This window comes from Mycolicibacterium cosmeticum, from assembly GCF_000613185.1.
GTDB lineage: Bacteria > Actinomycetota > Actinomycetes > Mycobacteriales > Mycobacteriaceae > Mycobacterium > Mycobacterium cosmeticum.
Genome location: NZ_CCBB010000001.1, coordinates 451603 through 476709, shown reverse-complemented (window position 1 = coordinate 476709; position 25107 = coordinate 451603). Strand labels below are relative to the sequence as shown.

The following is a 25107-nucleotide window of genomic DNA, read 5'->3' as shown; positions in this document are numbered from 1 at the left end:
TCAGCCCGGGATGCCGTAGACCGCGACGACGACGCTGCGATCCAGGCTGTTGAGTGACCAGACGCCCATCTGGGTGTTGGCGCAGTTGCTCATGATCGCCATGTAGTCCGGGCGGTAGTACCACTGGTTCATGATCTCGACGCCGTTGATGGCCAGCGCCGGGTTGATCGCGACGGTTTGCGACACCGTGCCCTTGTAGCCGGCCGCGTTGGCCCGCGATTGCGGGGTGGAGCCGTCCGATCCCAGGTCCCCGTCCAGCGCCCGATTGTTCAGCACGTCGTTCGCATGCCATTCGGCGGCCAGCTGCAGCTGCAGGTTCTTGGTCACGTCGTTGGTGCAGCCGGCCTGATGCTGGATGGTGTAGACGTTGGCGATCACGCTGTTGTTCAGCCGGATGTTGTCGGCATGGGCGGCCGGCGCCGCGACGACCGCGCCGGCGACGACGGCGAGCACGGGCACGGCACGGCGGATCGCGAACATGGTCTGCAGAGATTACTGCAGCTCGGCAGCCAGCCACCACGGTTCGGGTTGCTTGGTCATCCAGCCGCTGATGGCTTCCAACTCGGCCGCCAGTGAGATCAGCATCGGCTCGCTGCCCTCCGGCCCCATCAGCTGCACCCCGATCGGCAGGCCGTCGGAGGTGAATCCGGCGGGCACGTTGATCGACGGCCAGCCCAGCAGATTCCACGGCCAGGTCACCGGGCAGGCACGGATCATGGCCCGGTCGGTGGCCAGGCTGCCGCGGTGGTCGTAGTCGTGCAGCCGCGGCGGTGGCAGTGCGGTGGTGGGGGCGAGCACCACGTCGGCGATGTTGAAGATCCAGCCCACCCGTCGTTGCGCCTCGGCCTCGGCGGCCCTGGCCTTGCGCAGCACGTGTTCGGACAGCAACCGGCCGGTGCGCATATTGCTCAGCGTGCGCTTATCCCACTGGATTCCGAGCCCCAGCCGGTCCGCCCAGTCCAGCAGCCCCGACGTGGACCGGGACAGGAAGTTCCACGACATCTTCACCCCGTAGTCCGGGTCGGCCTCCGCGATGGTGTGCCCGAGCTGTTCCAGGTGGGCGGCCGTGTCCCGCAGTGCGGCCTCGATCTCCGGGTGCAGTCGGGCCCGGAACACGGTGAACGGAAACTTCGTCGAGACCGCGATGCGCAGCGCACCCGGGGCCTGACCGACCCAGTCCGACGCCCTGATGGGGTCGGGTTTGTGCAGGTCGCCGTCCGCGTTGCCGGAGGCGGCGTCGAGCACGATGGCGGCGTCGATGACGGTGCGCGCCAGCACCCCGTTGACGGTGATGCCGTTGAACGCCTCGGGCAGCGGCCAGGTCGAGATGCGACCGCGTTGCGGTTTGATGCCGACCAGGTGGGTCCACGCCGCGGGGATCCGCACGCTGCCCGCGCCGTCGGAGCCGATGGCCGCAGGCACCAGACCGGCGGCGACGGCGGCGGCGCTGCCACCGGAGGAACCGCCCGGGCTGTGCTCGCGGGACCAGGGATTGCGGGTGTGCCCGAACCCGGGCCCGCTGGTGAACGGCCACTGGCCGAGTTCGCAGGTGTTGGTCTTGCCGACGATCACCGCGCCGGCCGCGCGTAGCCGCCGCACCACCTCGGCATCGGCGGTCGCCGGGGGGACCTCGGCGCGGGTGCCGAAGCGGGTCGGGACACCGGCGACGTCGACGTCGTCCTTGACGGCGATGGGGATGCCCAGAAGTGGAAGGTGTTGGCCCGCAGCGCGTTTGCGGTCGGCTTCGGCGGCGTCGGCGATCGCGCTGTCGGCCAGGACCACCCGGAACGCGTTGAGCGTGGGCTGGCTGGCCTCGATCGCATCGAGCGACTGGCGGACCAGCTCTTGCGATGTGGTGGCGCCGCTGGCGAGCCGGTACAGCTGCTGGGTGAGGGTGGGAAGGGTACCGCTGGACAGCTTCTGGGTGGGTGGTTCTGGGTTGGGAGCCATGCTGAATTTGAGGATATCCGGCGTTGCGGCGCGGCCGGTGTCGGCACGCGATGGGAGACTGGCCCGATGCGGTTGTACCGGGATCGAGCGGTGGTGCTGCGCCAGCACAAGCTCGGCGAGGCCGACCGGATCGTGACGCTGCTCACCCGCGAGCACGGCGTGGTCCGTGCCGTCGCCAAGGGGGTGCGGCGCACCCGCAGCAAGTTCGGGGCCCGGCTGGAGCCGTTCGCGCACATCGACGTTCAACTGCACCCCGGCCGCAATCTGGACATCGTCACCCAGGTGCAGTCCATCGACGCGTTCGCCGCCGACATCGTCAACGACTACGGCCGCTACACGTGCGCGTGCGCCATGCTGGAGACTGCCGAACGGCTGGCCGGTGAGGAGCACGCCCCGGTGCCGGAGCTGCACAGCCTGACGGTGGCGGCACTGCGGGCCGTCGCGGCCGGTCGGCGGCCGCGGGAGCTGGTGCTGGACTCCTATCTGCTGCGGGCGATGGGGATCGCGGGCTGGGCTCCGGCGCTGTCCGAATGCGCCCGGTGCGCCGCGCCGGGACCGCACCGGGCCTTCCACATCGCCGCGGGTGGCAGCGTCTGCGTGCACTGCCGGCCGTCGGGTTCGGCGACGCCCGCGCAGGCCGTGCTGGATCTGATGGTCGCCCTGCACGACGGGGACTGGGAGTTCGCCGAGACTTCCACGTCGTCGCACCGCAGCCAGGCCAGCGGGCTTGTCGCGGCCCACCTGCAGTGGCATCTGGAACGTCAACTGCGGACATTGCCACTGGTCGAGCGGGGTGATGACCGGGTGCGCGACGAGCAGATCGCCCGTTTCCGGGTCGATACCGTGGGCCTCGAACGCCGCGCGAGGGTGTTCGGGCAGGATATGGCGCATGGCAACCAAACGGGGCAAGACGGGCAAGTCCACGTACCCACAGCTGCCCCCGGCGCCTGACGACTATCCGGTTTTCCCCGACACGTCGACCTGGCCGGTGGTGTTCCCGGAGCTCCCGGCCCGCACCAACGGCCGGTTCTCCCGCCCGCCCCAGCATCCGTCCAAGGCGGCCGCCCCGCAGATCCCCGCCGACCAGGTGCCCAACCATGTCGCGGTGGTGATGGACGGCAACGGCCGTTGGGCCACCCAGCGCGGCCTGGGCCGGACCGAGGGGCACAAGATGGGCGAGGCGGTGCTCATCGACATCACGTGCGGTGCCATCGAGCTCGGCATCAAGCACCTGTCGGTGTATGCCTTCTCCACCGAGAACTGGAAACGCTCCACCGAGGAGGTGCGTTTCCTGATGGGCTTCAACCGGGAGGTGGTGCGCCGCCGCCGGGAGAATCTGGATGCCATGGGCGTCAACATGCGCTGGGTCGGGTCGCGGCCGCGGATGTGGAGCAGTGTCATCAAGGAGTTCGACATCGCCGAGCAGATGACGGTCGGCAACGACGTCATCACGGTCAATTACTGCGTGAACTACGGCGGGCGCACCGAGATCGTCGAGGCGGCGCGGGCACTGGCCGAGGAGGCCGCAGAGGGCAAGTTGAACCCGTCGCGCATCTCCGAGGCCGCCTTCGCCAAGCATCTGCACCGCCCGGACATCCCCGATGTCGACCTGTTCATCCGGACGTCGGGGGAGCAGCGTGCCAGCAACTTCATGCTGTGGCAGGCCGCGTATGCGGAGTACGTCTTCCAGGACAAGCTGTGGCCGGACTACGACCGGCGCGACCTGTGGGCGGCGTGCGAGGAGTACGTCAACCGCAACCGGCGTTTCGGCAGAGCCTGACCATGTCGTTGCAGCAGCGGTTGGCCGCCGTCGCCGAGGCGATCCTGTCCACCACCCACGAGGACGACGGGTCGCTCACCGTGCAACATGACGGCACCTTCTCGTCGCTGCGGGTGGTGACCATCGCCGAGGGCCTGGACATGGTGGCCCTGACGCAGATGCTGGCCTGGGATCTGCCCCTGGACGCGAAACTGCGGGCCGCGGTCGGCGACCACGCGCACAACACCCTGTTGGGGACCGTGTCATTGACGGAGAAGGGCGCCGGCGCAGGCGGCAACTCCCGCAAGCAGGCTTCAAAGACGGCAGATGTGTTGCTGCGCTACAACTTTCCGGCCGCCGGGCTGACCGACGAGGCGCTGGGCACGCTGCTGCTGATGGTGTTGTCCACCGGGGCCGATGTGCGACGGGCGCTGCTGGCGTGACGGGTCCGGTCATCCGCATCGTGGCGGCCGTCGTGCTCGACGACCGCAACCATGTGCTGGTGGTGCGCAAGCGCGGCACGACGGCGTTCATGCAACCCGGCGGAAAACTGGAGCCCGGCGAGACGCCTGTGCAGGCCCTGCACCGCGAGATCCGGGAGGAGCTGGGTGTCGGCGTCGTCGAGGCCTCGGTCATCCCGCTGGGCCATCACGATGCGGCGGCCGCCAATGAACCGGGGCACCGGGTGGCCGCGGACCTGTTCCGGGTGCGCCTCGACGGCCCGCCGCGGCCGGCCGCGGAGATCGCCGAGATGGCGTGGGTGGACCCGCACGCGCCGGGGGATATCGAACTGGCGCCGCTGACGCTGGATCCCGTGCTGGAGTTCGCGCGCGTCAGTTGACGGCGCAGGAACCGCACACTCCGAAGATCTCGATGGTGTGGCTTGACCCCTTGGTGACCGTCAGCTGGCGCAAGATCCGCACACTCCGAAAATTTCGATGGTGTGGCTGACATCCGTGAAACCGTGTTCGGCGGCGACGCTTTCGGCCCAGGCCTCGGCCGCGCCGCCCTCGACCTCCACGGTCGACCCACAGGCTCGGCACACCAGGTGGTGATGGTGATGTTCGGAGCAGCGCCGGTACACCGATTCGCCGGTGTCGGTGCGCAGGGTGTCGACGAGTCCCGAGGTCGCCATCGACTGCAGCGTCCGGTACACCGTGGTGAGTCCGATGTTCTCGCCGCGCTGCCGGAGTTCGTCGTGCAGTTCCTGAGCCGAGCGGAAGTCGGCGATGTTCTCCAGCAGCGCAGAGATGGCGGCCCGCTGGCGGGTGGCCCGCACAGGTGTACTCATGCGTCCTCCCCGGCGTGGGTGACCGCGGCCAGCACGATCTCGGCCAGGTGTTCGTCGACCAGGCGGTACATCACCTCCCGGCCGCTGCGCTCACCGGCGACCACCCCGGCGGCCTTGAGGATGCGCAGGTGCTGGCTGACCAGGGGCTGAGGCACCTGCAGCGCGTCGACGAGTTCGTGCACGCAGCGCGCGGATTCGCGTAGCTGCAACACCAGCGCGATGCGCACCGGCGCGGCCAGCGCGCGCAGTAGGTCGCCCGCGGTGTCCAGGATCTCGCGGTCGGGCAGGTCGGCCGACGGTGCGCTGACATGGTCGTGCTCGTCGGCAGTAGTGGAAACGATTTTCATTATGGAGTCAGATTACATGCGCGTCCGTGCATGTCAAGGGTGATCGCCACTGGTCCCGTTTTCGGTTTAGGGCGGGCCGATCGCTACGCTGTCAACCCGTGGCTTCCATCATCGACACCGTTGCGAACCTGGCGAAACGCCGTGGCCTGGTCTACCAATCGGGTGAGATCTACGGCGGCACCAAGTCGGCGTGGGACTACGGGCCACTGGGTGTCGAGCTGAAGGAGAACATCAAGCGGCAGTGGTGGCGGTCGGTGGTCACCGGTCGCGACGACGTCGTCGGCCTGGACAGCGCGATCATCCTGCCCCGCCAGGTGTGGGTGGCGTCGGGCCACGTGGCCGTCTTCAACGACCCGCTGGTGGAATGCCTGAACTGCCACAAGCGGCACCGGCAGGACCACATGCAGGAGGCCTACGCGGCCAAGAAGGGTCTGGACGACCCCGATGCCGTCCCGATGACCGAGATCGTCTGCCCCGACTGTGGCACCAAGGGGCAGTGGACCGAGCCGCGCGACTTCAACATGATGCTCAAGACCTATCTGGGCCCGATCGAGTCCGAGGAGGGTCTGCACTATCTGCGACCCGAGACCGCGCAAGGCATCTTCGTCAACTTCGCCAACGTGGTGACCACCGCGCGCAAGAAGCCGCCGTTCGGTATCGGTCAGATCGGCAAGAGCTTCCGCAACGAGATCACCCCGGGCAACTTCATCTTCCGCACTCGCGAGTTCGAGCAGATGGAGATGGAGTTCTTCGTCGAGCCGTCCACGGCGCCCGAGTGGCACAAGTACTGGATCGACACGCGGCTGCAGTGGTACATCGATCTCGGCATCAACCCCGAGAACCTGCGCCTCTACGAGCACCCGCTGGAGAAGCTCTCGCACTACAGCGCGGGCACCACCGATATCGAGTACAAGTTCGGATTCGCCGGCAACCCGTGGGGTGAGCTGGAGGGCATCGCCAACCGCACGAACTACGATTTGTCCACGCACGCAGAGCATTCCGGTGTCGACCTGTCGTTCTACGACCAGGGCACCGACACCCGTTACGTGCCGTACGTGATCGAGCCGGCGGCCGGCCTGACCCGCTCGCTGATGGCGTTCCTGGTGGACGCCTACCACGAGGACGAGGCGCCCAACGCCAAGGGCGGTGTGGACAAGCGCACCGTGCTGCGGCTGGATCCTCGGCTGGCCCCGGTCAAGGCGGCTGTACTTCCGTTGTCGCGCAACGCCGATCTGTCGCCGAAAGCGCGTGACCTGGCCACCGAACTGCGCAAGTCGTGGAATATCGAATTCGACGACGCCGGCGCGATCGGCCGGCGCTACCGGCGCCAGGACGAGATCGGCACACCGTTCTGCATCACGGTGGACTTCGACTCGCTGGAGGACCAGGCGGTCACCATCCGCGAGCGCGACGCGATGACCCAGGAGCGGGTGGCCATCTCCGAGGTGTCGAACTACCTGGCGGTCCGGCTCAAGGGCGCCTGACTTTCCCCCGCGAGCAGACGCAAAGGGCCGCAGTTCCGGGTGGAATTGGGGCCCTTTGCGTCTGCTCGCTCGTGGTTGGGGGCCGATCGCCGCGATATTGCCGCTCCTGAGGTGTCGGGGGCTCGCATAGGATTCGAGTCACGGGACCGAAGGGGGCGGTGATCAGCGTTTTGACGGCATTCCTCGCCACGTGGGACAACGCCCGCGCGACCCTGGGCACCGGGACACCGGTCGACGGGTCTCGGTTCGACATGGGGGGTCGGCTCGAGCAGTTCCGCGACACGGTGCTCGGCACGGCACCGGGGGAGCAGTGGACCGGTTCGGCCGCCGAGGCCTACACCGATCGCAACCAACGGTTGGCCGGGACCATCGGCCGGCTCGCCGAATTGGACCGCCGCCTCGGTGCCGAGGTCGGCCGACGTCGTGACGGCGGGCCGGCGCGACCTCGATGCGGTCAAACAGTGGGTGCTGTCTGCCGCGGCCACCGTGCCGCCGAACGCGGCGGGTGAGCGAGCCCTGATGACCGTGGTGTCCAAAGGCGTCGCCGACATCGCTGAGATCGTGCACCGGTCGAACAGCGATATGACCGGAATTGCCAATCGGATTCGTGATATCGGTGCGGGGTATCAGGCGCTCGCAGAGTCGCCCACCACCTGAACCCGCGGGCCCTACCGCAGCTCCGCGGGAACCTCCCCGCCGAGCAGATCGATGAGCGCGGCCAGCAGCCCGTCGAGCTCGACACCCACCGCTGTGATCGCCGGATTCCCGTAGCTGCCGAACAGCAGGCTGGGCTGATCGACGGCCAGCACGGGTCCCTGCCCGCCGTCGTAGAGCAGGGTGCGCAGCGGCGCGTGCAGCATGACGGCCGGGTCGTGGCGGTACATCCGCTCGGCGATGGTGTGGTTGCCCATCAGGTACTCGGTGGCCGGCCAGCTCGATCCGGAACCCGTCATCGCCGGGACCACGTCGGTCTGGAAGTACCGCAGGAAGCCGTGCGGGGCTTGGGCTTTAACCTCGGCCAACATCTCATCCCAATTACCGGCCGTGGCGAACCGGGTCATGTCCACCACGGGAACCAGTGCCTCGTACCGACTGCGTGCCGTTGCGTAGTCGTCGGGCAGCGCCACCAGCAGCCGGCGATTGAGATGCTCGACCGCGGTCACGACTGCTCTCCCGCGATCTCCAGGACCACCCGGAACCTGGCCTTACCGGACATCATCCGTTCGTAGGCCTGCGGAGCATCCTCGAACGGCATCACCTCGATCATCGGCGCGATGCCGTTGGCGAGGCTGAACGCCAGGTTGTCCTCGTTCTCGATCGAGGAACCGGTGAGGCTGCCGACGACGCTGCGGGCGCCGAAGATGAGATCGGTGGTGTTCAGGGCGATCGGGTCGAACGCGGCGCCGACCACCACCAGCTGGCCGCGCGGGCGCAGGCCGGCCACCAGCGGGCCCATCGATGCACCACTGGCGGCGGTGGCCACGACGGCCGCCGCCCCGCCGAGCGCGGTCAACGCCGCGCCCGGATCCTCGGCGGCGCTGTCGATGTAGAACTCGGCGCCCAATTGTTTGGCCAGGTCGGCTTTTTCGGGACCGCGGGCGATCGCCGCGACCCGGAAGCCCAGTGCCTTGGCGTACTGCACGCCGAGATGCCCGAGCCCGCCGAGGCCTTGGATGCCCACCAGGGAGCCCGGGGTGGCCGGCGCGTTGCGCAGTGCGTTGAAGGTCGTGACACCCGCGCACAGCAGGGGAGCGGCGAGATTGGGTGCCAGCCCGTCGGGCACCCGCACCAGCCCGGTCGCCCGGGCATAGACGACTTCGGCATAGCCGCCGTCGGTACTGGTGCCGGGGGTGGGCTGGTCGAGGCAGTTGACGAAGTCGCCGCGGCGACAGAACTCGCATTCGTTGCACTGTCCGCCGAGGAAGCCGATCCCGACCCGGTCGCCGGGCGCCCAGGCGTGAACGCCGTCACCCACGGCGTCCACGACGCCGACGATCTCGTGGCCGGGCACCACCGGCTGCTGCGGATCGGGTCGCTGGCCCTCGACGGCCAGCACGTCGCTGTGGCAGACGCCGCAGCTGTGTACCCGCACCCGCACCTGGCCGGGTGGCGGTGGCACGACGTCGCGTTCGACGAGGGCGAACTGCCGCTGGCCGGTGACCTGAAAAGCCTTGTAGGTAGCCATGTTCGGATGCTCCTAGGCGACCGGGTGCAGGGGAGCGTGCACCTGGCGGGTGAGGTCGTCGGCCAGGACTTCCGGTGTGCCGGCGATGATCCCGTCCACGATCTGGCGGGCGACATCGGCCGGATCGTTCTTGGGCACATCGAAATCGGCTGCCATATCGGTGTCGGTGTAGCCGAGGTAGGCGCCGATGACCTGGGTGCCTTGCTGTTCCAGTTCCAGGCGCAGCGAATTGGTGGCCGACCACAGCGCGGCCTTGGAGACGCCATAGGACCCGAATCCGGGCAACCAGGACAGCACCGATGCAACGTTGACGATGGTGCCGCCGCGGCCGGCCAGCAGGGGCGCGAACGCCCGGGTGACCCGCAGTGGCCCGTAGAGATTGGTTTCCAGTACGGATCGGACGTCGTCGAGGTCGTCGGTCAGCAGCGACTGGCCGCCAAGTGTGCCCGCGTTGTTCACCACGATGGTGGCGTCACCGGCCGCCTTGGCCAGTTCGGCCACCGATGCATCGTCGGTGACATCGGCTTGGATCACCACCACCCGCGGATCGACCGGGGTACCCGGCCGGCGGCTGGTCGAGTACACCTTGGCGGCGCCGGCGTCGAGCAACGCGGCGACGATTGCCTTGCCGAGACCTTGCTGTCCGCCGGTTACCAGGACCGTCGCGCCGGCCACCTGAGTTCCTGTCATTGGTCTTCTCCTTTTCGGGTTCTGCTCGCGTCAACGTAGCAGTGCTGAGTTTGCATTTCCAACCTAGGTAGAATGTGACCATGCGCACCGCTTCATGGCTCGACGATCCCTGCCCCATCGCCCGCACGATGTCCGTCCTGGGGCAGCGGTGGGCGGTGCTGATCATCCGTGAGGCGCTGCTGGGCCGCACCCGGTTCTCGGAGTTCAAGCAGCGCCTCGGCGTGGCCTCCGACGTGCTCAGTGCACGGCTCTCGGAGCTGGTCGCCGCCGGAATCCTGGAGGTGGTCGATTACCAGGAGCCCGGTGACCGCACCCGCAGTCGATATGTGCTTACCGAGGCCGGCCACGATCTGGTGCCGGTGTTGGCGGCCATCGGTCAGTGGGGCCACACCCACCTGGCCCGGCCGGACAGCAGCGCCTACCGGTTCGTGGAGGCCGACACCGGGGAGGCGGTGGGCATCGGCTTCCGCCGGCGCGACGGCAGCACGGTGCCCGCGCCGCGGGTCGCCCTGGTGGCGCCGACCGACTAGAAGCGCCCGCCGCCCCCACCGAACGAACCGCCGGAGCTGCCCGAGCCGCCGAACGAGGTGGGGCTCCAGCCGCCGCCGACACTGCCGCCCAGCCCGCCGCGCAGCGCGCCGGACAAGATGTTGCCGATGATGATGCCGCCCAGCACGGCGCCCGCATTCGAACCGCCGCCGCCGTACCCGCCGCCGTACCCGCCGTAGTGGCGCTGCGCGGCGGCCACATCCTCGTTGGCCAATGACTGCGCCTGGGCGGCCAGGGCCGCCGCCCCGTTGGCGTACTGGATCGCCTCGCCGAGATTGCCGGCCTGCCGGTCCTGGGCGGCCTGCAATTGGCGCACCGCCTCGGCCAGCTTGGTGCGCGCCTCCGGGCCGACGCTGCCCCTGCGGGTGTCGATGAAATCCGAGACACCGCGTATCCGGGTCTGGGCGCTGAACAACGCCTGACCGTACGCGCGGCGTAACCGTTCGGTGGTCTCGCGCTCCTCGGTGACCGCGGCCAGCAGCCGGTCCAGGTCGGCGTCGGCGGCGCTCAAACTGGTGAAGGCGCCCAGCGGGTCGGTGCCGCCGGCGCCCTTCGCGGCGGACACCGCCTGCACGGCGGCGTCGCGCGCGGCGGTCAGGGCGGCGGCCTGGGTGAGATTGCCCTGCGCCAGTTGGGCACCCGCGGCATCGATGCCGTTCTGGATGTCGGCGATCGCGGCGGGCAGCGCCGCGATGGCGCGGTTGATGTCGGTGGCGGCGCTGTCCACGGCATCCAGCAGGGTGCGCGCTTGGCCCAGGGCGGATTCGGCGGCGCGCACCGAATCGACCAGGCCCGCTTGGCTGCCGACCGGGCGGGCGACCAGGTTGCGGGCGTTGGTGATGTTCTGGTCGGCGAAAGCCAAACGCTGCTTGGCGGTTTCGACATTGCCCGCGACGGAGGTCAAGGCGGCATCGGCGAACTGTTGGTGCAGCCCGGCCAGGGTCTGCTCGGACGGTCCGATCCGCGCGCTGAGGTCGACCATCTGCTGGGTCAAGGTGTCCAGCCGGGCGGGCGCGTTGATCACCAGATCGCGCAGCGCAGCGAACGCACCGCGCTGGGCCTCGAGTTCACGGTCGGCCTTGGCGGCGGCGACCACCACCCGGGTCAGCAGGTCGCGGCGCTGCGCGGGGGTCTCGGGCACGGTGTCGTCGAGGATCTGGCGCACGTTGAACGCCTGCCCCAGCGTCGTTTTGGCGGCGTCGACCGCGGCAACGAACGGGGCGGTGTCCTTCTCGCCGAACTCCTCGACGGCCAGCGCCAGCTCGTTGTCACTGGTGCGTACCGCGTTGTCGACGTCGACGACGATCGAGCGGGACAGGTCGTCCAACGTGTCGAGCGGCATCGCGGCCAGTGCATTGGGATCGGTCGGGTCGGCACGCTGGGCGGCCGCGAAGTCCGCGGCGCGGCGCTTACGGCGACGCCGGCGCTGCCACAGCACCAGGACCACCACGGCCAGCACGATCACCGCGAGGATGGCCAGCAAGCCGACCCAGTTCATCTCGGCCCCCGACGATGTAGAAGGCCCCGTCGTCGAGGAGGCGTTGGCGGCCAGGCCCTCGGCGGCGGCGATGGCGGCCTGCGCCCAATTGTCGTCGTGCAGCGCCGGCTCGATGTCGTTGCGGCGCAGGGTGTTCGCTTCGGCGTTGCTGGCGGCCACCCCGCCGGCCAGGAACGCGTACGCCCGGTCGGTGGTGGCCACGGCCAGCAACGCGTCGTAGGGGCCCAGGTCGCTGGCCTCGAGGGTGGCCCGGGCCCACGGTTCGGCGTCCTGGCCGGAGAAGGTGTCCACGTACACCACCCACAGCCGGACATGCCGGTCGGCGTAGAGCTTGTCGATGGCCTGGGTGACGCGGTTGAAGTCCTGGCCGCTGAGCGCGTTTGCACCGTCGACTATTTGGCTGGGCAACCGGAACGGCGGCTTGGCTTGCCCCGCGGGTGCCAGCAGCAGGCCGACGGACAGCATCGCGAGGATCATGCCGAGCAGGCGGGCGAGGCGCATGACCGCAAATCTAGCTGGCAGACTGTCCGCCAGTGGGCACCGTGACCGATCTCTATACCGACCTCGACAGGCAGCGCCTGGTGACCGAGGCGCCCAAAGGTGCCGCGCTGCCCGGAACCGGGACCGAGCACCGCACCGATTTCGCCAGGGACCGGGCCCGGGTGTTGCACTGTGCGGCGCTGCGCCGGCTGGCCGATAAGACCCAGGTGGTCGGTCCCCGGCAGGGCGACACCCCACGCACCCGGCTCACCCACTCGCTGGAGGTGGCCCAGATCGGCCGCGGGATGGCCGTCGGGCTGGGCTGCGATCCCGACCTGGTGGACCTGGCCGGGCTGGCCCATGACATCGGCCACCCGCCGTACGGGCATAACGGCGAACGCGCGCTCAACGAGATCGCCAAGCCGTTCGGCGGGTTCGAGGGCAATGCCCAGAATTTCCGCATCCTGACCCGGCTGGAGCCGAAAATACTTGACCCCGACGGTCGTTCCGCGGGGCTGAATCTCACCCGCGCGGCGCTGGACGCGGTGACGAAGTACCCCTGGTATCGCGAGGGGGTGCGCAAGAAGTTCGGTTTCTACGACGACGACGCCGAGGCGGCGGCGTGGATGCGGGCCGGTGCGCCCGCAGAGCGGACCTGCCTGGAAGCGCAGGTGATGGACTGGGCCGACGATGTCGCCTACTCGGTGCACGACGTCGAGGACGGGGTGATCTCCGGACGCATCGACCTGCGGGTGCTCGCCGATGCCGACGCCGCCGACGCGCTGGCCCGGCTGGGGGCCGAGGCGTTCCCGACGGTCAGCCACGACGAACTGGTGGCGGCCGCGCAGCGGCTGTCGGAGGTGCCGGTGGTGGCCGCGGTCGGCAAGTTCGACGGCACCTTGGCGGCGTCGGTCGGGCTGAAGAACATGACCAGTGAACTGGTGGGCCGGTTCGCCAACGCGGCCATCACCGCGACACAGGCGCAAGCCGGGACCGGACCGCTGCGCCGCTACGACACCGAACTGGCCGTGCCGGCCCTGGTGCGGGCCGAGGTGGCGGTGCTCAAGATGCTGGCCCTGCAGTTCATCATGTCCGACCACCGGCACCTGCAGGTGCAGGCCGATCAGCGCACCCTCGTCGAGGAGGTCGCGCTGGTGTTGTGGGCACAGGCGCCGGGCAGCCTGGACCCGCAGTTCGCCGCCGAGTTCGAGGCCGCCGCCGACGACGGGGCGCGGCTGCGGGTGGTGGTCGACCAGATCGCGTCCTACACCGAGAGCCGGTTGGAACGGGTCTACGAGGCGCGTTCGCGCAAGCCCTTGTGACCGGCCTCTAGACTGATCCGATGGCTTCGGGGCGTATTGCGGATCGCGATATCGCGGCCATCCGTGAACGTGTCCGCATCGAGGAAGTCGTCGGCGATTACGTCCAGCTGCGCCGGGCCGGGGTGGACTCGCTCAAGGGTCTGTGCCCGTTCCACGACGAGAAGTCCCCGTCGTTCCACGTGCGGCCCAACCACGGCCACTTCCACTGCTTCGGCTGCGGTGAAGGCGGTGATGTCTATGCCTTCCTACAGAAGATCGAACACGTCAGCTTCGTCGAGGCGGTGGAGCTGCTGGCCGACAAGGTGGGCTACACCGTCACCTACACCGGCGGCACCACCGCCAACGTGCAACGCGACCGGGGTAGCCGCAGCCGACTGATCGCGGCCAACGCCGCCGCCCAGGAGTTCTACGCCGAGGCGTTGCAATCCGAGGATGCCGCCCCGGCCCGGCAGTACCTGATCGACCGGAACTTCGACGCCGAGGCCGCCAAGCGGTTCGGCTGCGGGTTCGCGCCCGCAGGCTGGGACACCCTGACAAAGCACCTGCTGCGCAAGGGTTTCGAGTTCAAGGAGCTGGAGGCCGCCGGCCTGTCCCGGCAGGGCCAGCGGGGCCCGATCGACCGGTTCCACCGGCGGTTGTTGTGGCCCATCCGCGCGTCGTCGGGGGAGACCATCGGCTTCGGGGCGCGCCGGTTGTTCGACGACGACCGCATCGAGGCGAAGTACGTCAACACCTCGGAGACGGTGCTGTACAAGAAGTCCCAGGTGCTGTTCGGGTTGGATCTGGCCAAACGCGACATCGCCAAGGGGCATCAGGCCGTCGTCGTCGAGGGCTACACCGACGTGATGGCCATGCACATGGCCGGGGTGACCACCGCCGTCGCCGCATGCGGCACCGCCTTCGGTGACGACCACCTGGCCATGCTGCGCCGACTCATGATGGACGACAACTTCTTTCGCGGCGAGCTGATCTACGTCTTCGACGGTGACGCGGCGGGGCGGGCCGCTGCGGTGAAGGCGTTCGAGGGGGAGCAGAACCTGGCCGGGCAGTCGTTCGTGGCGGTGGCCGCCGACGGCATGGATCCCTGCGATCTGCGTCTGCGCGACGGCGACGGCGCGCTGCGCGACCTGGTGGCCCGGCGTGCCCCGCTGTTCGAGTTCGCCATCCGTACCGCGCTGACCGATCACAACCTGGACAGCGCCGAGGGCCGGGTGGCCGCGCTGCGCCGGTGCGTGCCGATGGTCGCCGGGATCAAGGACCCGACACTGCGCGACGAATACGCTCGCCAGTTGGCCGGCTGGGTGGGCTGGGACAACGTGGCCCAGGTGTTGGCCCGGGTGCGGGAGGAAGCCGCGCGCAAGGGACCCAAGGGCGGCGCCCGGCGCGACAACCGGTCCGAGGCGCCCGCCCGTCCGGCGCGGCCCGCCGTCACCCGTCCCGATCCGCGCGATCCGACGCTGCGCCCGCAACGCGAAGCCCTCAAGGCGGCGCTGCAGTACCCGGGGCTGGCCGGTCCGGTCTTCGATTCGCTGACCGTCGAGAGCTTCACCCATCCCGGCTACGCCGCCGTGCGGGCGGCCATCGCCGCCGCGGGCGGGACCTCGGCCGGGCTGTCCGGTGCCCAGTGGATCGAGGCGGTGCGCGACCTGCAGGAGACGCCCGAAGGAGCGAACCTCGTCAACGAACTCGGTGTGGAGGCCATCCGGATCGAGGACGACGAGAAGCTGGTCCGGTATGTCACCGGGGTGCTGGCCCGGCTGCAGGAGGTGTCGGTGGGCCGGCAGATCGCCGAGGTGAAATCCAAGCTGCAGCGGATGTCGCCGGTGGACAACAGCGACGAGTACCACGCGCTGTTCGGTGATCTGGTGGCCATGGAAACCTATCGCCGCAGCCTGCTGGAGCAGGCCAGCGGTGACGACATGACTGCGTGATCTGTCCTCGCACGCTATGGTGAGTCGTCCGACGAAGCCATCAGAAAGGCATCCCGGTGAACATTTCAGCTCGGCGTCTGGTCCTGGTGGGCGCGTTCGCGGTCGCGACGGCCGCGGCACCGGTGGTGGCCTTGTCGGCCGCCGGCTCCCAGAGCTCGGTGCAGGCTCAGCCGCCGTGCCTGGCGTGGTTCGGTAACAAAGAGGACGGCAAGTGCCTGTCCTACTCGAACTCCGGTGGCGGCGGTGGTGCCGGATTCAGCAGCCCCGGTATCTCGGTGGGTAGCAACGGCGTCAACTCGGGCCCGTTGTTCCCCGGCCAGACCTGGAACGTCCCCGTCGGTTAACGCTTCTCCGCGGTCTCGTCCAGCGGTTCGAGCACTGTCGTCTCGGCGTCGATCGCCGTCAATCGGACCATCGCCGGATCGGGGGACACCCGGTCGGCAAGCTTGCGGCGCCCGGCATCCAGTACGGCCTTGGTGGCCGGATTCTCGGTGACGGCGCGGTACGTGCCGGCGATCTGTTCGTACCGCCGGCGGCCGGCCTTGGCGCCGAGCACGTAGCCGACCCCCAGCACGAAGACGAACCGGAACACGTGTACTCCCTCCCCGGATCACTGCAGAACGTTGTCCATCCTGCCTCACGTAGCTGTGGACGGGTCATCCTGCCTTCCGAAAGTGGCGCTGACGTGCCGATTCGAGTCGTGCCGCCCCCATAGGCTAGAGTCTGTTTTCGGTTCAATCCCCTGTAGCTCAATTGGCAGAGCTTCCGACTGTTAATCGGACGGTTGATGGTTCGAGTCCATCCGGGGGAGCCAGAACGCACAGGCCAGAGGCGGTTTCGCCCCTGGCCTGTTGTCGTCTCAGGGGCCAGATCCAGTATCTGACCCGTAGATTCGTATCGAGTCGTGCTGGTTACCGGCACTTCTTGTAACGTGGCGCCGGCGTCTGGGCGTACCGTCCACTGCTCATCGGCTTTCCGCGCTTTCGGCCGACGGATCGCCAGGAGCTCGCCAGGTGTTTCCGGTGTGGGGGGTGGTGACGTGCCGCGCTCACGCGCACGCCGGGTGCTTACGGCTCCGCTTTTACGGCTGGCGGATCCGGCATCCCGTCCACATGGAGTACCGCACGCAACCGATCTGTCACCATCGTCAACTGCCAGATCAGTTCCTGCGCTCGTGTTTCTCCGGATTGCGCCTCACGCGCGATCAATCCAAGCAGCTGCTCACGCGCAACCGTCGACACCGGCAGCTCACGTTGCGCCGCGATCTGCTCCAGGGCATCGAACTCCTCCGGGTTGAGTCGCACTTGTAGCACCTTGCTGCGGGCCCGACCCGGCCGGGAAACCGTCACGTGGTCAGGCAGCGGACCCTCCCATTCCTGGCCCTGCGCAGCTTCGGTCGCCGCGGTCTCCTGGTCGATGAGATCCCGCAATTTCTCAGGCATCCTGTTGCTGTCCTTCGGCATGTCAGTAGCCTCCTTCGATGTAATGGCCCCGGTCACGCTTGTCGGCACGGAAGGCGGTCAGGCCGTACACGTCGCCCTCGAACTGGACTGTGAATACGGCCAGTACGTCGCCGAAGCTGCTGGAGAACCCGATGGTGCGGATGCTGCGGCCGGACTTGCTCTTGTAGTCGGGGATGAAGACGACGCGGTCGGGGTCGGCCAGTGCCTCCTCGGCCTGGGCGATGGTGACGCCGTGGCGAGCGAGGTGTTCGTCTCGGTCGGTGTCCCAGATCATCGCCATGCAAAAGTGTATTGCAAATGTAATACACATGCAACTGCGTGTCTTAGCTGGTCATCTGCTGGACGACGTGTCTATGGAGGTCGGTGCCGAGTGTTGGCAGGTTGAGTACGAGGGCAGGGGTTCACCCTGGCGGGGGCGAACGGTGTTACTGGATGTAGTACTGCGGTTGCCCGATCGGCACAACGGGCCACGGCTCGGCAGGGTTGACGTCATAGCAGTTGCCCATCGCTGGAACCGTCCCGAAGCCGTTCTGATAGCCGCCGGCCCCGAATGTGGGATAGAACTGCTGGCCGGTGGCCCAACATCGCTGCCAAGTCCCGTCTGGCCGCGGGGGTGCATCACAGTACTGGGCTCCGAGCATATTGACCATGCACCCGGCCGACGCCGGGGCTGCAAGCGGAACGCTGGCTCCGATCGAGAGCAAAGCGAAACCCGCCGCCGACAGGCCGAGAACGGCATACCTTATGGTTTCGTCACCTTGACAATGATCACGTCGCCCGCTTGAACCACACTTCCCGGTGCCGGCTCGATCGACACGAGTGTCCAGTTCTTCGGCACGAACACGTTGCTGTAGTCGGGGTTTGCCGAAGCCAACTCGACGTTGGTCAAGCCAAGCGCTTCAAGTTTGCTTTGCGCTATCGCAGCGTTGGTACCGGCTGCGATATCTGGGATGGTGATGCCCGCCGACACTGGAGCTTCCGCTGGTGTAGCCACGACTGGCGCCGCGATGGACGGAGCTTGGGCTTGCGGCGGCGCAGCCACCGTCACCGTGTTCGACTTGGTGACGGTCAACGGTGTGGGCGACGGCGACTCTCCAGCACAACCGACCAGTCCAATCGACAAAGCCGCGCCTAGCAAAGCGATCGACACCTTCATCAGCGCAATGTAGCGGCCTCGTCAGGTTGGGCGCAGGTGGTTCACAGGGACGTCAGCCGTACGGCGGACAATCCGTGCCGTCGCTACAGCCGGCCCGCCGCCGCCGATGCGGCCGCGGCGGCGAGTCCGTTGAAGGGGTAGAGCACGTGGGCCAGCGGCGAGAGCGCCGAGGCTTGCGAACCGTCGCAGATGGCGTCGCCGGGCGCGCAGAGATCCAGCGACTTGCCCGCGTACTGCGAGCCGATATTCGCCGCCGGCGCGCCGTAGTGGTCCAGCAGCGGCGCGCTCGGTTTACCGAACAGCACCAGCCCGGCGATGTGGTCGGACACCCCGGCCGGCAGGTCGCCGGTGGCGTAGGCGGCCACCGCGGCGCCCTGGGAGAAGCCGCCGACGATCATCTTGGTGTTCGGGCAGTTGGTTGCCGTCGCCTGGATGTGAGCGCTGGCATCGTGGACACCGTCGAACATGGTGCCCGGGAACACGGCCTTGTTGTCGAAATCGCCGGTGGCCGGATAGTTCACGGCGTACACGCCGATGGACTTGCCCGCGGCCTGCGTGCGCAGGGCGTCGATGAACGCCTGGCCGGTCACACCGACGCCGGGCGGCTCGTCGCTGCCGCGGGCGAACACGACCTCGGCGTCGGGGCACGGTTGCGCGGCGGCGGCCGGCGTGGCGACGGTTGCCAGTGTGGACGCGGCCAGCGCGCCGGCAACCATGAATCGACCAGTCAACCGGCGCAGACGGCGAGAACCCATGGGCGCGATGCTACCGGCAGGGTTCGCTGTGTGTACCGCTCCGCAGTTTTCGCCGGGCACCGTCCGTAAGCTCGCACCCATGCGGCTCTCGCGGACCCTTCCGCTTCTCGCGTCGGTCACCCTCGTCGCCGCGTCCTGCGGCTGGAGCCCGCCCAATGCGGGACCGTCCACGTCAACCGGGTGTAAGACCGAGGACACCCCGAGCGCCGACACGGTCGCCACGGCGGTCCAGGGACTGGGCAGCGGCTGGCGTCAGACCGCCAGCGGGCATACCGGCGACTGCCGGCTGCACTGGGTGGTGGTGGGCACCGGCGACACCGCGCTGGACGCCCCGGTGCAGGTGTTGTTCTTCGACCGCAACTCGCCGCTGGGTCCGCCGACCCCGAGGCCGCGGCCCTACACCACCGTCGTGCCGCTGGGCGACAAGATCGCGACGGTGCAGTACCAGTGGCGCCAGGGCGCCGACAAGCCGTGCTGCCCAACCGGAATCGCCCAGGTGCGCTTCCAGATCGGTGACGACGGCAAGCTCAAGGCGCTGGATCCGATCCCGAACCCGTAGCGGGAGCCTTCAGCCGGAACAGTTCCACCAGCCCGGCCTCGACCCGGCGCAGCGGTTCGTCGGATTTGGTGGCCTGGCACATCACGATGGCGCCCTCGACGGCGGCGACTGTCATGGTGGCCAGTTCCGCGGCGTCGGCCGGCGACAGCCGTGCGGCTTCCAGGTGACCGGTGAGGCGGCGCTCCCAGTCGCTGAAGACCGCGCCGGCGGTGTCAGCAGCCGCGGCGGCCTCGGAGCGTCCGAGCGCCGCGGCCACGATGGGACAGCCGGCGGTGAAATCGGACGCCCGCAGCGCCTCCGCCCAGCCGGCGACGAAGCGGCGGATCACGGTCGCCGGGTCGCCTTCGCCGGCCAGCCGGTCGATCGCCGCGGCGGTGACCTTGCCGGCCGTGGCGGTGGCATCGGCGATCAGTTCGGCCTTGCCGCCGGGGAAATTCAGGTAGAGCGACCGCCGTGCGGTGCCGCTCACCTCCAGCAGCAACGCGAGCCCGGTACCAGCGACGCCGTTGCGCCGGATCAGGTCGACGGCGCTGGCGATCAGCCGGTCACGGGCCTGCATGCGAGATTTCCTACCTGGGGATGATTGCGGTGTACCGATCAGTCTACTAACGTCTCACGCCACGCGTAGACCATTTGGTCTACAAGGGGGCGTGAGGGGGACGTATGGCGCACGGGGAAAGCAGGGCGTTCGGCCGGTTCAGCCGATGGTGTGCCCGGCACGCATGGTGGGTCATCGGGTTCTGGGTGGTGCTCGTCGGCGCGCTCAACCTGGCCATCCCGCAGCTGGAGCGCACCGTCGCCGAGCATTCGGCCCCGTTCATCCCGGGCAATATCGAAGCCGCGCAAACACTTCGGCACATGTCGCAGCAGTTCGGGGTGCCGTCGTCGTCGGCCATCGGCAGCGTGCTGCTGGTGAACGAGAACGGGATCGGCGCCGCCGACGTACAGACCTACCACCAACTGGTCGCCCAGTTGCGGGCCGACACCGACGACGTCGCGTACGTCCTGGACACCTACAGCAACGAGACGCTGCGCAGCATCGCGCTCAGCCCCGACGGCAAGGCGATCAACCTCGTGGTCGCGGCCACCGGCGACGTCGGCTCCACCAAGGCGCACCAGAACACCGTCAACATCCGCCAGGTCATCGACACCCTGGCCAGACCCGACGGCCTGCAGATGTATTACACCGGCCCGTCACCCACCCTGGCCGATCTGTTCAGCGCCATGGACTTCTCGCTGCTGATCATCACCGGTGTCTCGGTGCTGCTGATCACCGCCGTGCTGCTGGTGGTGTACCGGTCGGTGGTCACCGCGCTCATCCCGCTGCTCACCATCGGTGTCGGGCTCGGGGTGGCCCGGCCGCTGGTGTCGCTGCTGGGCGAGCACGGTGTGATGACCGTTTCCAACATGACCATCGCGTTGATGACCGCGATGTTGCTCGGCGCGGCAACCGATTACGCGATCTTCATCCTGGCCGGCTACCACGAGGGCCGGCGCAGCGGCCTACCGGTGCCCGACGCGCTGGCCCGGGCCGGGCAGAAGGTGTCCGGCATCCTGATCGCCTCCATGCTCACCATCGCCGCGGCCGCCACCGCGATGGGCTTCACCCAGCTCGGCATGTTCCGGGCCGCCGGCCCGCCGATCGCCGTCGCGATCGTGCTCGCCCTGGCCGTCTCGATGACGCTGCCCTACGCACTGCTGGCGATCCTGGGCGCTCGCGGATATGCCGAGCCGCGCCCGCTGAACGAACGACGCTGGCGCCGCATCGGTACCACGATGATCCGGCGATCGGGCGCCCTGGCGACCGCCTCGCTGGTGGTGCTGCTGGCCGCGGCCTCGGTGCTGCTGACGTTCCGGGTCAACTTCGACGAGAACGCCATGCAACTGGACCGTACCGAGAGCGCGGCCGGTTACGAGAAAGCCTATGCGCATTGGGGATTCAACGAGGTCGCGCCGGAATACCTGATCGTCTCGGCCGACCACGACATGCGCAACACCAATGACCTGGCCGCCTTGGACCGGATCGCGGCCCGCATCGCCGGGCGGCCGGACGTCGCGTACGTGCGCGCGCTGACGCGGCCGACGGGCAGCCAACTGGAGCAGACCACCGTCGGCTACCAGGCCGGCATCGTCGCCGGCCGGCTCGGCGAGGCCAGGGACCGGATCGGCACCGCGACACCGGACCTGCAGCGGCTGGCGTCGGGCACCGCCACCCTGCGTGACGGTGCCGCCACCGCCGATGCCCAACTGCCGCAACTGGTCTCGGGTATCAAGACGGTGACGGCGCTGGCCCACCAGGTGCTCGGCGGTTACCGGGAGGCCAGCAGCGCGCTGCGCACGGTCACCGACGGCGAGCTCGACGTACCCGCCGTCCTGGCCGATCTCGACGCCTCGGTCGGCCTGCTCGACGTGGCCCTGCAGGCCATGTCGGACAACGCCCAGATTGCCGACGGTGGCCGACTGGTCAGCTCGGCGCTCGGTTCCGCGCTCACCGCGGCGCCCGGGCCGGACTGCGTCCTCAACCCGGTGTGCATGAAGGCCCGCTCCGAGCTCGCCGATCTGGACGCGCTGTCCGACGGTGCGGTGACCCGCACCCTGCGCCAGGTGCAGGGGCTGACGGCGCTGCCGCAGGTGACCATCGACAAGGTGCGGGCCGCCCAGCCCGCCGTCCGCAATGCCGTCGCCCGGTTGCAGACGCTGGCCGCCATGGTGCCCGGCGGGTCGCCGGCGCAGGCCGACACCCAGCTCGCCGAACTGGTCCGCGGCGCGGATCGCCTCGACGAGGGCATGAGTCGGCTGGCCGCCGGCCTGGCCCAGGTCAAGGGCGGGGTCGATCAGGTGGTCGGGCTCACCGGCCAGCTCACCGACGGGCTCACCCAGGCCTCGGACTACCTGGCCACCTTGAGCGCCCACACCTCGGCGGGTGCCGGCGCCGGCTTCTACCTGCCCGCCCAAGGCTTCTCCGACAAGACGTTCCAGGAAGGGCAGAAGCTGCTGTTCGCACCGGACGGCAAGACCGCTCGGATGCTGGTGGTGTGGCGCATCAACCCGTACAGCGACGCGGCGCTGAGCGCCACCCGCGAGCTGGGTCCGGCCGCGGCCGAGGCCGCCCACGGAACGTCGCTGCAGGGGGCGCATTTCGGCACCACCGGCCTGGCCTCGCTGTCGGCGGACATGCGCGACCAGGTGTGGCGGGACTTCGCCGTCTACGGCGTCGTCGCCATCCTGGGCGTGCTGCTGGTGCTCATGGTGCTGCTGCGCAGCATCGCCGCACCGGCCTTCATGGTGGCCGTCGTCGTGCTGTCCTTCGGCGCCGCTTCGGGCATCAGCGTGCTGGTGTGGCAGCACCTGATCGGCGTGGACGTCGACTGGTCGGTGTTCCCGGTGTCGTTCATGGCACTGATCGCGGTCGGCGCCGACTACAGCATGCTGTTCGCCGCCCGGATCCGGGAGGAGTCGGCCGACGGCATGGTGCGGGGCATCATCCGCAGCTTCGGCAGCACCGGCAGCGTCATCACCACGGCCGGAGTCGTCTTCGCGCTCACCATGTTCGCGTTGATGAGCGGCCGGGTGATCAACCTGCTGCAGATCGGGTTCACCGTCGGCGTCGGGTTGCTCATCGACATCACCCTGGTGCGCACCATCCTGGTGCCGGCCGCCATGGCACTGATCGGCGACCGGATCTGGTGGCCCAGTCGGCGCGGGCGGGGATAGCTACGTCGGCTCGACGGTGCCGGAGCTGATGGCGTCCTTCTCCTGATGCTCGTCGGCGTCGGGGATGTGCTCGGGGTGCAGCATCTCGGCGTAGCGCAACTTCTCGGGGATCCCGAACCCGTCCACCAGCAGCTCGGCGTGCGGGCGCAGCTTGCGGCAGCGGTCGTTGATGGCGCGGGTGACGGCCTTGGCGCGTTCGGTGGACAGGAAGCGGTGCTCCACGAACCACGCCTTGTCCTCCTCGATGATGCTCAGCGCGTACAGGTCACAGACCAGATCGAGGATCTCGCGGGCGGTCGGGTCCTCGCAGGTGTCTATGCCGGCCACGAACGCCTCCAACACGATCCGGTCGATGTGCGCGGTGGCGGCGTGTAGCACGTGATCCTGCACGGCGTTGAACGCGTCGAAGGCGCTCACCTCCTTGGCCTTGCCCTGCAACCGGCGCGCCACCGTGGACAGTAGGTACTGCTCGCGGTCCTCGAACATCTGGACCTGGGTGCCGCGGTTGAACAGGCTGCCTTCCTCCTCGTTGTCCTGGCGGGTGTCGAGGATGGTCTGCATGATCGTCTCGGCGGCGGTGCGCTTCATCACCCGCTCGCCGGCGAAGTTCGCCGCGAACCGCACCCACTCCACCGGGCTCATGCCCTTGATGTCGTCGGCGTACGCGGTCAGCAGTTCCTTGGCCACCAGCTGGGTCAGCACATGGTTGTCACCTTCGAAGGTGGTGAACACGTCGATGTCCCCGCGCAGTGCGATCAGCCGGTTTTCGGCCAGATAGCCGGCGCCGCCGCAGGCCTCGCGGGCCTCGGAGATGGCCCGGCTGGCATGCCAGGTGTTGGCGGCCTTGAGCCCGGCCGCCCGCGCCTCCAGCTCGCGCTGCTCCTCGGCGTCGGGGAAATCGGAGGACTGCAGCTCGTGCAGCTTGGCCACCAGTTCGTTCTGCGCGAACTGCAGTGCGTAGGACTTGGCGATCAGCGGGAACAGCCGGCGCTGGTGCACCAGGTAATCCATGATGAGCACCTCACCCTCGTCACCGGGGGCGCTGAACTGCTTGCGCTGCAACGCATACCGCGTCGCGATGTCCAGCGCCACCCGCGCCGCGGCGGCCGCGCTGCCGCCCACGGTGACCCGGCCGCGGATCAGGGTGCCCAGCATGGTGAAGAACCGCCGGCCGGCGTTCTCGATGGGCGAGGAGTAGGTGCCGTCCTCGGCGACGTCGGCGTATTTGTTGAGCAGGTTCTCCCGCGGGATGCGGACCTGGTCGAACTGGATACGGCCGTTGTCCACGCCGGGCAGGCCACCCTTGTAGTGGCAGTCCGAGGTGGTGACACCGGGCAGGTCGTTGCCCTGCTCGTCGCGGATCGGCACCACGAAACAGTGCACGCCGTGGCCCTCACCCTGGGTGATCAGCTGCGCGAAAACCGCTGCCACCCGCGCCGTTTCGGCCGCACCACCGATGTAGTCCTTGCGGGCGGTGGGGGTGGGGGAGTCGATGACGAACTCTTTGGTGGCGGGATCGTAGGTGGCGGTGGTCTCCAACGCCTGCACATCGCTGCCGTGGCCGGTCTCGGTCATCGCGAAACAGCCGAGCAGGTCCAGGTCGATGATCTTGCGGACGTAGGCCTTGTGATGCCGCTCGGTGCCCAGGTTCTCGATCGCCCCACCGAACAGGCCCCACTGCACACCGGCCTTGACCATCAGCGACAGGTCGCTCATGGCGAGCATCTCGATGCGGGTGACCGCCGCGCCGACGTCCCCGGTGCCGCCATGCTCCTTGCGGAAGCCGTCCTCGGCGGCGCCCGCGGCGGCCATGATCTTCAGCTGCTCGCCCACCTTGGTGCGGGCGATGACGGTGTTCGGGGTGTAGTGCGGCCGGAAGATCTCGTTGGACAGTTCGGTGCGCACCGTGTTCTTCACGTCGCGCCAGCGTCCGTCGAGGGTGTTGCGCAGATGTTCCGCGGTGGTGGTCATACC

At 68.7% G+C, this 25107-nt stretch carries 29 protein-coding genes and 1 tRNA gene; 14 read left to right on the top strand and 16 right to left on the bottom strand.

All coding sequences use genetic code 11. From position 1 onward, the window contains the following. Positions 1-480 (bottom strand): CAP domain-containing protein, encoded by a 480-nt coding sequence (locus BN977_RS02385; RefSeq protein ID WP_036396155.1) that lies wholly within the window; start codon positions 478-480, stop codon positions 1-3. Positions 481-492: 12 nt separating this feature from the next. Continuing rightward, positions 493-1950: an amidase gene (locus tag BN977_RS02380; protein ID WP_051561432.1), complete on the bottom strand. Its 1458-nt coding sequence runs from the start codon at positions 1948-1950 to the stop codon at positions 493-495. A 66-nt stretch (positions 1951-2016) separates the two neighbouring features. On the opposite strand from BN977_RS02380, the gene recO reads away from it, so the two are divergent. The 4 genes from recO to BN977_RS02360 are packed head-to-tail and all read left to right on the top strand — an operon-like array spanning position 2017 to position 4550. Next, entirely contained in the window at positions 2017-2901 is an 885-nt protein-coding gene (recO, locus tag BN977_RS02375) for a DNA repair protein RecO (RefSeq protein ID WP_036396153.1), read from the top strand. Then, positions 2840-3730, top strand: a complete 891-nt coding sequence (locus BN977_RS02370; RefSeq protein WP_024453355.1) for a decaprenyl diphosphate synthase — start codon at positions 2840-2842, stop codon at positions 3728-3730. The genes recO and BN977_RS02370 overlap by 62 nt, the downstream gene beginning before the upstream one ends. Before the next feature lie 2 nt (positions 3731-3732). Continuing rightward, a complete protein-coding gene (locus BN977_RS02365) occupies positions 3733-4152 on the top strand; it encodes a hypothetical protein (RefSeq protein ID WP_036396149.1) in 420 nt (139 codons plus the stop codon). Continuing rightward, positions 4149-4550 carry an NUDIX hydrolase gene (locus tag BN977_RS02360; RefSeq protein WP_036396147.1) on the top strand — a complete coding sequence of 134 codons (402 nt, stop codon included), beginning with the start codon at positions 4149-4151 and terminating at the stop codon, positions 4548-4550. The genes BN977_RS02365 and BN977_RS02360 overlap by 4 nt, the downstream gene beginning before the upstream one ends. 60 nt (positions 4551-4610) lie before the next feature. On the opposite strand, the gene BN977_RS02355 is transcribed toward BN977_RS02360, so the two are convergent. Both BN977_RS02355 and BN977_RS02350 read right to left on the bottom strand, forming a co-directional pair. Continuing rightward, on the bottom strand, positions 4611-5000 hold the full coding sequence (locus BN977_RS02355) for a Fur family transcriptional regulator (RefSeq protein WP_036396145.1): 390 nt from the start codon (positions 4998-5000) through the stop codon (positions 4611-4613). Beyond that, entirely contained in the window at positions 4997-5347 is a 351-nt protein-coding gene (locus BN977_RS02350; protein WP_024453351.1) for an ArsR/SmtB family transcription factor, read from the bottom strand. The genes BN977_RS02355 and BN977_RS02350 overlap by 4 nt, the downstream gene beginning before the upstream one ends. 98 nt (positions 5348-5445) lie before the next feature. On the opposite strand from BN977_RS02350, the gene BN977_RS02345 reads away from it, so the two are divergent. The 3 genes from BN977_RS02345 to BN977_RS32770 all read left to right on the top strand — a co-directional run bounded on the left by BN977_RS02345 (position 5446) and on the right by BN977_RS32770 (position 7488). Beyond that, positions 5446-6831 (top strand): glycine--tRNA ligase, encoded by a 1386-nt coding sequence (locus BN977_RS02345; RefSeq protein WP_036396143.1) that lies wholly within the window; start codon positions 5446-5448, stop codon positions 6829-6831. 158 nt (positions 6832-6989) lie between these two features. Continuing rightward, on the top strand, positions 6990-7340 hold the full coding sequence (locus BN977_RS02340) for an EspA/EspE family type VII secretion system effector (RefSeq protein WP_051560974.1): 351 nt from the start codon (positions 6990-6992) through the stop codon (positions 7338-7340). Between the two features lie 10 nt (positions 7341-7350). Further along, positions 7351-7488 carry a hypothetical protein gene (locus tag BN977_RS32770; RefSeq protein ID WP_165576280.1) on the top strand — a complete coding sequence of 46 codons (138 nt, stop codon included), beginning with the start codon at positions 7351-7353 and terminating at the stop codon, positions 7486-7488. Positions 7489-7499: 11 nt separating this feature from the next. Here BN977_RS32770 and BN977_RS02335 read toward each other — a convergent pair whose 3' ends face one another. The 3 genes from BN977_RS02335 to BN977_RS02325 are packed head-to-tail and all read right to left on the bottom strand — an operon-like array spanning position 7500 to position 9706. Continuing rightward, a complete protein-coding gene (locus BN977_RS02335) occupies positions 7500-7994 on the bottom strand; it encodes a DUF302 domain-containing protein (RefSeq protein ID WP_051560970.1) in 495 nt (164 codons plus the stop codon). Further along, the gene (locus BN977_RS02330; protein ID WP_036396142.1) at positions 7991-9016 is read right to left on the bottom strand and encodes an alcohol dehydrogenase catalytic domain-containing protein; all 1026 of its coding nucleotides are present in this window, start codon (positions 9014-9016) and stop codon (positions 7991-7993) included. Before BN977_RS02330 ends, BN977_RS02335 begins: the two co-directional genes overlap by 4 nt. 12 nt (positions 9017-9028) lie before the next feature. Continuing rightward, positions 9029-9706 carry an SDR family oxidoreductase gene (locus BN977_RS02325; protein ID WP_036396140.1) on the bottom strand — a complete coding sequence of 226 codons (678 nt, stop codon included), beginning with the start codon at positions 9704-9706 and terminating at the stop codon, positions 9029-9031. Between the two features lie 80 nt (positions 9707-9786). On the opposite strand from BN977_RS02325, the gene BN977_RS02320 reads away from it, so the two are divergent. Beyond that, positions 9787-10236 carry a winged helix-turn-helix transcriptional regulator gene (locus tag BN977_RS02320; RefSeq protein ID WP_024453330.1) on the top strand — a complete coding sequence of 150 codons (450 nt, stop codon included), beginning with the start codon at positions 9787-9789 and terminating at the stop codon, positions 10234-10236. Here BN977_RS02320 and BN977_RS02315 read toward each other — a convergent pair. Continuing rightward, complete coding sequence (locus tag BN977_RS02315) at positions 10233-12254, bottom strand: TPM domain-containing protein (protein ID WP_036396137.1); 2022 nt, start codon at positions 12252-12254, stop codon at positions 10233-10235. The two genes, BN977_RS02320 and BN977_RS02315, sit on opposite strands and share 4 nt — an antisense overlap. Positions 12255-12286: 32 nt before the next feature. Here BN977_RS02315 and BN977_RS02310 point away from each other — a divergent pair, with 32 nt between their 5' ends. The 3 genes from BN977_RS02310 to BN977_RS02300 are packed head-to-tail and all read left to right on the top strand — an operon-like array spanning position 12287 to position 15830. Further along, on the top strand, positions 12287-13555 hold the full coding sequence (locus BN977_RS02310) for a deoxyguanosinetriphosphate triphosphohydrolase (protein ID WP_024453328.1): 1269 nt from the start codon (positions 12287-12289) through the stop codon (positions 13553-13555). Between the two features lie 20 nt (positions 13556-13575). Then, entirely contained in the window at positions 13576-15486 is a 1911-nt protein-coding gene (gene dnaG, locus BN977_RS02305) for a DNA primase (RefSeq protein ID WP_024453327.1), read from the top strand. Between the two features lie 56 nt (positions 15487-15542). After that, entirely contained in the window at positions 15543-15830 is a 288-nt protein-coding gene (locus tag BN977_RS02300) for a DUF7155 family protein (protein ID WP_227456293.1), read from the top strand. Here the strand turns inward: BN977_RS02300 and BN977_RS02295 are convergent. Next, a complete protein-coding gene (locus BN977_RS02295; protein WP_036396134.1) occupies positions 15827-16078 on the bottom strand; it encodes a hypothetical protein in 252 nt (83 codons plus the stop codon). The genes BN977_RS02300 and BN977_RS02295 overlap by 4 nt on opposite strands. Before the next feature lie 146 nt (positions 16079-16224). Here BN977_RS02295 and BN977_RS02290 point away from each other — a divergent pair. Further along, positions 16225-16300 (top strand) — tRNA-Asn (locus BN977_RS02290). A gap of 253 nt (positions 16301-16553) precedes the next feature. Here BN977_RS02290 and BN977_RS33200 read toward each other — a convergent pair. The 5 genes from BN977_RS33200 to BN977_RS02275 all read right to left on the bottom strand — a co-directional run bounded on the left by BN977_RS33200 (position 16554) and on the right by BN977_RS02275 (position 18860). Next, entirely contained in the window at positions 16554-16949 is a 396-nt protein-coding gene (locus BN977_RS33200) for a hypothetical protein (RefSeq protein WP_227456399.1), read from the bottom strand. A 1-nt stretch (position 16950) separates the two neighbouring features. Further along, positions 16951-17229, bottom strand: coding sequence for a hypothetical protein (locus BN977_RS02280; RefSeq protein WP_036396132.1), 279 nt, complete (start codon positions 17227-17229; stop codon positions 16951-16953). A 145-nt stretch (positions 17230-17374) separates the two neighbouring features. Then, positions 17375-17599 (bottom strand): CDGP domain-containing protein, encoded by a 225-nt coding sequence (locus BN977_RS33720; protein WP_024455587.1) that lies wholly within the window; start codon positions 17597-17599, stop codon positions 17375-17377. Between the two features lie 92 nt (positions 17600-17691). Continuing rightward, a complete protein-coding gene (locus tag BN977_RS32230) occupies positions 17692-18105 on the bottom strand; it encodes a PASTA domain-containing protein (RefSeq protein ID WP_131590010.1) in 414 nt (137 codons plus the stop codon). 83 nt (positions 18106-18188) lie between these two features. After that, the gene (locus BN977_RS02275) at positions 18189-18860 is read right to left on the bottom strand and encodes a cutinase family protein (RefSeq protein WP_036396131.1); all 672 of its coding nucleotides are present in this window, start codon (positions 18858-18860) and stop codon (positions 18189-18191) included. A gap of 79 nt (positions 18861-18939) precedes the next feature. Between BN977_RS02275 and BN977_RS02270 the strand changes: the two genes are divergently transcribed. Further along, entirely contained in the window at positions 18940-19419 is a 480-nt protein-coding gene (locus tag BN977_RS02270) for an LppP/LprE family lipoprotein (protein ID WP_036396130.1), read from the top strand. Here the strand turns inward: BN977_RS02270 and BN977_RS02265 are convergent. After that, positions 19388-19978 carry a TetR/AcrR family transcriptional regulator gene (locus BN977_RS02265; protein WP_036396128.1) on the bottom strand — a complete coding sequence of 197 codons (591 nt, stop codon included), beginning with the start codon at positions 19976-19978 and terminating at the stop codon, positions 19388-19390. The two genes, BN977_RS02270 and BN977_RS02265, sit on opposite strands and share 32 nt — an antisense overlap. Before the next feature lie 104 nt (positions 19979-20082). Between BN977_RS02265 and BN977_RS02260 the strand changes: the two genes are divergently transcribed. After that, positions 20083-23133, top strand: coding sequence for an MMPL family transporter (locus BN977_RS02260; RefSeq protein ID WP_036396127.1), 3051 nt, complete (start codon positions 20083-20085; stop codon positions 23131-23133). On the opposite strand, the gene BN977_RS02255 is transcribed toward BN977_RS02260, so the two are convergent. Next, complete coding sequence (locus BN977_RS02255; RefSeq protein WP_036396123.1) at positions 23134-25104, bottom strand: acyl-CoA dehydrogenase family protein; 1971 nt, start codon at positions 25102-25104, stop codon at positions 23134-23136. It lies immediately after the preceding gene. Between the last annotated feature and the right edge of the window lie 3 nt (positions 25105-25107).

What these genes read in the sequence shown, in the direction of transcription:
- BN977_RS02330 (WP_036396142.1), bottom strand. Translation starts at nt 9,016, where the DNA reads ATGGCTACCTACAAGGCTTTTCAGGTCACCGGCCAGCGGCAGTTCGCC.
- BN977_RS02365 (WP_036396149.1), top strand. Translation starts at nt 3,733, where the DNA reads ATGTCGTTGCAGCAGCGGTTGGCCGCCGTCGCCGAGGCGATCCTGTCC.
- BN977_RS02350 (WP_024453351.1), bottom strand. Translation starts at nt 5,347, where the DNA reads ATGAAAATCGTTTCCACTACTGCCGACGAGCACGACCATGTCAGCGCA.
- BN977_RS02260 (WP_036396127.1), top strand. Translation starts at nt 20,083, where the DNA reads ATGGCGCACGGGGAAAGCAGGGCGTTCGGCCGGTTCAGCCGATGGTGT.
- BN977_RS33720 (WP_024455587.1), bottom strand. Translation starts at nt 17,599, where the DNA reads ATGGTCAATATGCTCGGAGCCCAGTACTGTGATGCACCCCCGCGGCCA.
- BN977_RS02270 (WP_036396130.1), top strand. Translation starts at nt 18,940, where the DNA reads ATGCGGCTCTCGCGGACCCTTCCGCTTCTCGCGTCGGTCACCCTCGTC.
- BN977_RS02275 (WP_036396131.1), bottom strand. Translation starts at nt 18,860, where the DNA reads ATGGGTTCTCGCCGTCTGCGCCGGTTGACTGGTCGATTCATGGTTGCC.
- BN977_RS02370 (WP_024453355.1), top strand. Translation starts at nt 2,840, where the DNA reads ATGGCAACCAAACGGGGCAAGACGGGCAAGTCCACGTACCCACAGCTG.
- BN977_RS02385 (WP_036396155.1), bottom strand. Translation starts at nt 480, where the DNA reads ATGTTCGCGATCCGCCGTGCCGTGCCCGTGCTCGCCGTCGTCGCCGGC.
- BN977_RS32230 (WP_131590010.1), bottom strand. Translation starts at nt 18,105, where the DNA reads ATGAAGGTGTCGATCGCTTTGCTAGGCGCGGCTTTGTCGATTGGACTG.
- BN977_RS02280 (WP_036396132.1), bottom strand. Translation starts at nt 17,229, where the DNA reads ATGGCGATGATCTGGGACACCGACCGAGACGAACACCTCGCTCGCCAC.
- BN977_RS02315 (WP_036396137.1), bottom strand. Translation starts at nt 12,254, where the DNA reads ATGCGCCTCGCCCGCCTGCTCGGCATGATCCTCGCGATGCTGTCCGTC.
- BN977_RS02255 (WP_036396123.1), bottom strand. Translation starts at nt 25,104, where the DNA reads ATGACCACCACCGCGGAACATCTGCGCAACACCCTCGACGGACGCTGG.
- BN977_RS02265 (WP_036396128.1), bottom strand. Translation starts at nt 19,978, where the DNA reads ATGCAGGCCCGTGACCGGCTGATCGCCAGCGCCGTCGACCTGATCCGG.
- dnaG (WP_024453327.1), top strand. Translation starts at nt 13,576, where the DNA reads ATGGCTTCGGGGCGTATTGCGGATCGCGATATCGCGGCCATCCGTGAA.
- BN977_RS02380 (WP_051561432.1), bottom strand. Translation starts at nt 1,950, where the DNA reads ATGGCTCCCAACCCAGAACCACCCACCCAGAAGCTGTCCAGCGGTACC.
- BN977_RS02355 (WP_036396145.1), bottom strand. Translation starts at nt 5,000, where the DNA reads ATGAGTACACCTGTGCGGGCCACCCGCCAGCGGGCCGCCATCTCTGCG.
- BN977_RS32770 (WP_165576280.1), top strand. Translation starts at nt 7,351, where the DNA reads ATGACCGTGGTGTCCAAAGGCGTCGCCGACATCGCTGAGATCGTGCAC.
- BN977_RS02325 (WP_036396140.1), bottom strand. Translation starts at nt 9,706, where the DNA reads ATGACAGGAACTCAGGTGGCCGGCGCGACGGTCCTGGTAACCGGCGGA.
- BN977_RS02320 (WP_024453330.1), top strand. Translation starts at nt 9,787, where the DNA reads ATGCGCACCGCTTCATGGCTCGACGATCCCTGCCCCATCGCCCGCACG.
- recO (WP_036396153.1), top strand. Translation starts at nt 2,017, where the DNA reads ATGCGGTTGTACCGGGATCGAGCGGTGGTGCTGCGCCAGCACAAGCTC.
- BN977_RS33200 (WP_227456399.1), bottom strand. Translation starts at nt 16,949, where the DNA reads ATGCCGAAGGACAGCAACAGGATGCCTGAGAAATTGCGGGATCTCATC.